The sequence below is a fragment of the Pseudomonas sp. NPDC089392 genome (assembly GCF_044749595.1).
GTDB lineage: Bacteria > Pseudomonadota > Gammaproteobacteria > Pseudomonadales > Pseudomonadaceae > Aquipseudomonas.
On the sequence record NZ_JBIVIF010000087.1, the window covers coordinates 1 to 6,457 of the forward strand.

3 protein-coding genes are annotated in these 6,457 nt (G+C 64.4%); all 3 read right to left on the minus strand.

What is annotated here, in order from left to right:
• Positions 1-292: 292 nt before the first annotated feature.
• From ACIP1G_RS31785 to mexE, 3 genes are read right to left on the minus strand one after another with little or no spacing between them, the layout of a single operon-like run.
• Positions 293-1,708: an efflux transporter outer membrane subunit gene (locus tag ACIP1G_RS31785; RefSeq protein ID WP_400744570.1), complete on the minus strand. Its 1,416-nt coding sequence runs from the start codon at positions 1,706-1,708 to the stop codon at positions 293-295.
• Complete coding sequence (locus tag ACIP1G_RS31790; RefSeq protein ID WP_400744573.1) at positions 1,705-4,884, minus strand: efflux RND transporter permease subunit; 3,180 nt, start codon at positions 4,882-4,884, stop codon at positions 1,705-1,707. Before ACIP1G_RS31790 ends, ACIP1G_RS31785 begins: the two co-directional genes overlap by 4 nt.
• A 12-nt stretch (positions 4,885-4,896) precedes the next feature.
• A complete protein-coding gene (gene mexE, locus ACIP1G_RS31795; RefSeq protein WP_400744575.1) occupies positions 4,897-6,138 on the minus strand; it encodes a multidrug efflux RND transporter periplasmic adaptor subunit MexE in 1,242 nt (413 codons plus the stop codon).
• Between the last annotated feature and the right edge of the window lie 319 nt (positions 6,139-6,457).

A 6,457-nucleotide genomic window follows, 5' to 3' on the forward strand; every position in this document is an offset into this window, starting at 1 on the left:
GCGTTCGCGCGCAAATCCCACAGGCATAATTGGCCCGAAACAAACGTAGGAGCGGCTTTAGCCGCGAAGCGCCGCGCGGGCGGCGCTCGATCTCATAGGCGCTGCAAATGTTCCGGCGAACACCTGCGGCGCTCGATCTCATAGGCGCCGAAGAATCTGAGGCATGCACCTTGGGGCCCGGACAAGCCCTTGAGGCATGCTCAATCAGCATAAAAAAGCCCCGCAAACCAAGGCCTGCGGGGCAAACGGTTGGGGGAGGAGCCAACCAAAGGAGTCGTTGAAACGGGGTATATCAGCGCGCGCTGGCCACGGTCTCCGGCTGCCAGCCGCCACCCAGGGCCTTGTAGATCGAGACAATGCCGCGGTACAGCTCGACCTCACCCTGGGCCTGCGCATCTTCAGCGCTCAGCCGCTCGCGCTCGGCATCGAGCAGCACCAGGTAGTCCACCGTACCCTCGCGATAACGAATCGAAGCCAGTTCCGCCGCCTTGCGGCTGGCGTCGCTCTGGCGCATCAGCGACAACAGCCGCTGCTGGGTCTTGTCGTAATCGCTGAAGGCGTTGGCCGACTCTTCCAGGGCCAGCAATACCTGCTGTTCGTAATTGGCCAGGGCCCCTTCGGCATCGGCCTTGGCACCGCGCAGGCGGGCGCGCACGCTGCCCAGGTCGAAGGCTGCCCAAGTGATGCTTGGGCCCAGCGCCCAGGCATTGGCCGCCGAAGAGCCAATCTGCGAGCCGCGTGCGGCGGTAAAACCGAGGAAGCCGCTGAGGCTGACGCGGGGGAACAGGTCGGCGGTGGCCACGCCGACGTTGGCGGTGGCGGCCGCCAGTTGACGTTCGGCGCTGCGGATGTCCGGGCGGCGGCGCAGCAGCTCACCTGGGTCACCCACCGGCAGCGCCTTGGCAATGGCCGGCAGGGCCTTGGGCGACAGGTCTACGCTGAGCGCGTCGGGGCGCTGGCCGAGCAGGGTGGCAATGCGGTGCCGTGCCCGTGCCTGTTCCGCCTGCAGTTGCGGCACGGTGGCTTCGACCCCGGCCAGGCGCGCATCGGCGCGCACCACGTCGAGGTCATTGCCTACGCCGGCATCGCGCAGGGTTTCGGTGATGGTCCGCGATTCCTGCTGGGTCTTGAGGTTGGCCAGGGCGATCTTCTCGCGCAATTGCGCGCCACGAAGTTGCCCATAGGCGTCGACCAGCTCGGCGATCAGACTGACCTGCAACTGCTGCAGGTCGGCGGCTGCCACCGCTTCCTGGGCTTCGCTGGCTTCGATCTGGCGCTGGATGCGGCCGAACAGGTCAAGCTCCCAGGCCATGTCCAGGCCCAGGTCATAGCGTTCGCTGTTGACCCGATGATCGGTCTGGCCGGGGACCTGGCCCTTGCCGATATCGCTGCTGGCGCGGCTGGTGACCACCGGGAACTGGTCGTTCTCGGCGTCTTCGCGGATCGAGCGGGCCGACTTCAGGCGGGCGAAGGCCACGCGCAGGTCGCGGTTGCCGTTTAGCGAAGCCTGCACCAGCTGGTTCAGCACCGGGTCGTCGAACTGCTTCCACCACAGGCTTTCGAAGCGGCTACGGTCATAGGCCTTGGCCTGCACATCGCTGCTCAGTTGGGCAGGTTCGGTGGCTGGCGCCTGGTAGTCCGGGCCTACTGCACAGGCCGCCAAGGCCAGTGCCAGCAGGCTTGGGGTCAAGGGTTTGAGCAGGTTCATGCATGGTTCTCCAGTGCTTGAACGTGTTCGGCCTTGCGGGCCTGGCGACGCTCGACGAAACGGCGAATCAGGAAGAAGAACACCGGGGTCAGGAACAGGCCGAACACGGTCACGCCGATCATCCCCGAGAACACCGCCACACCCATGGCATGGCGCATTTCCGAGCCGGCACCGGAGCTGAACACCAGCGGCACCACACCCATGATGAAGGCGATCGAGGTCATCAGGATCGGCCGCAGACGCAGGCGGCAGGCTTCCAGTACCGCAGCCAGCGGGTCGAGGCCCTTGGCTTGTTCATCCTTGGCGAATTCGACGATCAGGATCGCGTTCTTGCACGCCAGGCCCACCAGTACGATCAGGCCGATCTGGGTGAAGATGTTGTTGTCGCCACCGGAGACGATCACGCCGGTGATGGCCGACAGCAGGGTCATCGGTACGATCAGGATCACCGCCAGCGGCAGGCTCCAGCTTTCGTACTGGGCAGCCAGCACCAGGAAGGCCAGCAGCACGCACAGCGGGAACACAAACAGCGCGGTGTTGCCCGAGAGGATCTGCTGGTAGGTCAGGTCGGTCCACTCGAAGGTCATGCCGTTGGGCAGCTCTGCTTTCAGCAGTTTCTCGATCGCCGCCTCGGCTTGGCCGGAGCTGTAGCCAGGGGCTGCGGCACCGTTGATCTCGGCAGTGATGAAACCGTTGTAGTGCATGACGCGGTCAGGGCCGGAGGTATCGCTGACCTTGAGGAAGGTCGCCAGCGGGATCATCTCGCCGAGGTTGTTGCGCACTTTCAACTGGCCGATCTGCTCGGCATCAAGGCGGAACTGCTGCTCCGCCTGGACGTTGACCTGGTAAGTACGGCCAAAGCGGTTGAAATCGTTGGTGTACAACGAGCCCAGGTAGACCTGCAGGGTGTCGAAGATGTCGTTGATCGCCACGCCGTGGGTCTTGGCTTTTTCCCGGTCGATAGCCGCATCGACCTGGGGGACGTTGACCTGGTAGCTGGTGAACAGGCCCGCCAGCTCCGGCACGTTGTGGCTCTTGGCGATGATGTTCTGGGTTTCCTTGTACAGCGCTTCGTAGCCCAGGTTGCCGCGGTCCTCGATCTGCAGGCGGAAGCCGCCGATGGTGCCCAGGCCTTGTACCGGCGGTGGCGGGAAGATCGCGATGTAGGCGTCCTGGATGTCGGCGAACTGGGCGTTCAGCGCGGCAGCAATGGCGGCAGCCGACTGGCTCGGGTCCTTGCGCTCGTCGAACGGCTTGAGCGGGGTGAACACGATGCCGCTGTTCGGGCTGTTGGTGAAGCCGTTGATCGACAGGCCAGGGAAGGCCACCGAGTCGGCCACGCCAGGCTGCTTCAGGGCGATTTCGCTCATGCGCTTGATTACCGCCTCGGTGCGGTCGAGGCTGGCGGCGTCAGGCAGCTGGGCGAAAGCCACCAGGTACTGCTTGTCCTGGGCCGGCACGAAACCGGTCGGGGTGGACGAGAAGCCAAGGTAAGTCAGGCCCATCAGGCCGGCATACACGAACAGGGCGATGCCGCTGGAGCGGATGACCCGGCGCACGCCGCCGACGTAGCGGTTGGACGCGCGGTCGAAGAAGCGGTTGAACGGCGCGAACAGCCAGCTGCCCAGCAGTTTTTCCAGGAACCGCGAGAAACGGTCCTTGGGCGCGTGGTGGTCCTTCAGCAGCACGGCAGCCAGGGCCGGCGACAGGGTCAGCGAGTTGAACGCCGAGATTACCGTGGAAATGGCGATGGTCAGGGCGAACTGCTTGTAGAACTGCCCGGTCAGGCCGGAAATGAACGCGGCAGGCACGAACACGGCGCACAGCACCAGGGCGGTGGCGATGATCGGCCCGGTCACTTCACTCATGGCCTTTTGTGTGGCTTCCAGCGGTTTCAGGCCCAGCCCGATATTGCGCTCGACGTTTTCCACCACGACGATGGCGTCGTCCACCACGATACCGATGGCCAGCACCAGGCCGAACAATGACAGTGCGTTGAGCGAGAAGCCGAACAGGTGCATGACCGCAAAGGTACCGATCAGCGACACCGGCACGGCCAGCAGCGGGATGATCGAGGCACGCCAGGTCTGCAGGAACAGGATGACGACCAGCACCACCAGCACCAGGGCTTCGAACAGGGTGTGCACCACCGCCTCGATGGAGCCACGGACGAACACGGTCGGGTCATAGACGATGCTGTAGTCCATGCCCTCGGGGAAGTCCTTCTTCAGCTCGGCCATTTTCGCCCGCACTTCGTCGGAGATCTCGATGGCGTTGGAGCCTGGGCGCTGGAAGATCGGGATGGCCACCGCCGGCTGGTTGTTCAGCAGCGAGCGCAGGGCGTACTGGCTGGAACCGAGCTCGACCCGGGCGATGTCTTTCAGGCGAGTGATTTCGCCATCGGCACCGGCACGGATGATGATGTTTTCGAACTCTTCTTCGTTGACCAGGCGGCCCTGGGTGTTGATCGACAGCTGAAAGCTGGTGGAGCCGGGGGCGGGCGGGGCGCCCAGCTGGCCGGCGGCCACCTGGCGGTTTTGTTCGCGAATAGCCGCTACCACATCACTGGCAGTCAGGTTGCGCGAAGCGGTCTTGTTTGGGTCCAGCCACACGCGCAGCGAGTAGTCGCCCATGCCGAATAGCTGCACATCGCCCACGCCGCCCAGGCGCGCCAGCTCGTCTTTGATATTGAGGATGGCGTAGTTGGACAGGTAGAGCATGTCGTAGCGGTTGTCCGGCGAGGTCAGGTGCACGACCATGGTCAGGTCGGGCGAGGCCTTGTCGACGGTGATGCCGATACGGGTCACTTCCTCGGGCAGCTTGGGCTGGGTACGGGTGACGCGGTTCTGCACCTGCACCTGGGCGTTGTCCAGGTCAGTGCCCAGGGCGAAGGTGATGGTCAGCGTCAGCTTGCCGTCAGCGGTGGACTGGGAGGACATGTACAGCATGTTCTCCACACCGGTAATGGCTTGTTCCAGTGGCGCGGCAACGGTTTCGCCGATGACCTTGGGGTTGGCACCGGGGAAGTTGGCGCGCACCACCACGGTGGGCGGCACCACTTCGGGGTATTCGCTGATCGGCAGTTGGAACAGCGAGATCGAACCGGCAATCAGCAGCACCAGCGACAGCACCGCGGCGAAGATCGGCCGGGTAATGAAGAATTTCGAGAAGTTCATCGGTGTGGTCCCTTAACCGCGTGGCGCCTGGGCGCTGGCGACTTTCACGTTATTGCCCGCCACCTTCGGCGCCGGGTTGCTGGCCTCCAGGGCTTGGCGCTGCTGGGCGAGGGCGGCGAGGGTCTGTTCGCTGGCCATGGCGGTTTCTTCTGGGGTGACCGGCGAGCCAGGGCGCACGCGCTGCAGGCCCTTGACCACGATGCGGTCGTCCTTGCCCAGGCCGCTGCGCACGATGCGCAGGCCTTCCAGCTTCGGCCCCAGCTCCACGGCGCGGTAGGCAGCCTTGTTGTCCTTGTCCATGACCAGCACGAACTTCTTGCCAAGGTCGGTGCCTACGGCTTCGTCGTTGATCAGCACGGCGTCGTACTGGGCGCTGCCGACCAGCTTCAGGCGCGCGTACAGGCCTGGGGTGAACTGGCCGTCGCTGTTGTCGAACACCGCACGGCCCCGGATGGTGCCAGTGCGCGGGTTGACCTGGTTGTCGACGAAGTTCATCTGGCCCAGGTGTGGGTTTCCGGTTTCGTTGGTCAGGCCCAGGTACACCGGGGTGCTCTGGCCACGCTGGCCTTCGCGGGCCAGCTGGGTGTACTTGAGGTACACGCGCTCGTCGGCGTCGAAGTAGGCGTAGACCTTGTCGGTGGAGACCACGCTGGTCAGCGGGGTGACATCGGCGGTGACGATGTTGCCAGCGGTGAACTGGGCGCGGCTGACCCGGCCATTGATGGGCGCGGTGACGCGGGTGAAGCTGAGGTTCAGACGGGCCAGGTCGAGCTGGGCCTGAATCGCGTCGACCCCGGCACGGGCTTCGGCGGCAGCGCTGCTGCGCGATTCGGCCAGTTCTGCGGAAATGGCGTTGCTGTCACGCAGGCGTTCGCCACGGCGGGCTTCGTTGGCGCTGCGGATGGCGGTGGCCTTAGCCTGCTGCAACTGGGCTTCGAGGCGGCGCACATCGGCCTGGAACGGGCGCGGGTCGATCTGGAACAGCAGGTCGCCTTTCTTGACCTGGGCGCCTTCGGTGAAGGCTACCAGGTCGATCTGGCCGGAGACCCGTGGGCGTACTTCGACGGTTTCCGGGGCTTCGAGGCGACCGGTGAATTCGTCCCATTCGTTGATTGGTTGTTCGATCACCTTGGCTACGGTGACTTTGGGCGCGGCGGGAGCCTGCACGGCGTCGGGGGTTCGACCACAAGCGCTGATCACCACCACTGCCAGGGCAGCGAGGGGCAAGCGCAAGGGTTTGAGTGATTGTTCCATGGAGAACTCCGCCAATGTATTAGTAGTGGGCGGAGTTTGAGTGTGTTGCGCGTGAGGCACGAATCGAACGGGGCGAAGGTTATTATCACGGTGAATGATATGTGTGGGGCATTCATTGATTTGTGGCATGGTTGGGGGGAGGGGAAGGGGGAGGCCAGCAGGTGTTCGTCACGGCATTTGCAGCGCCTGGGAGATCGAGCGCCGCAGATGTTCACCGTGACACATTCAGCGCCTGTGAAATCGAGCGCCGCCCGCGCGGCGCTTCGCGGCTAAAGCCGCTCCTACGTTTGTTTCGGGCCAGTATCGCCTGTGCCAGACG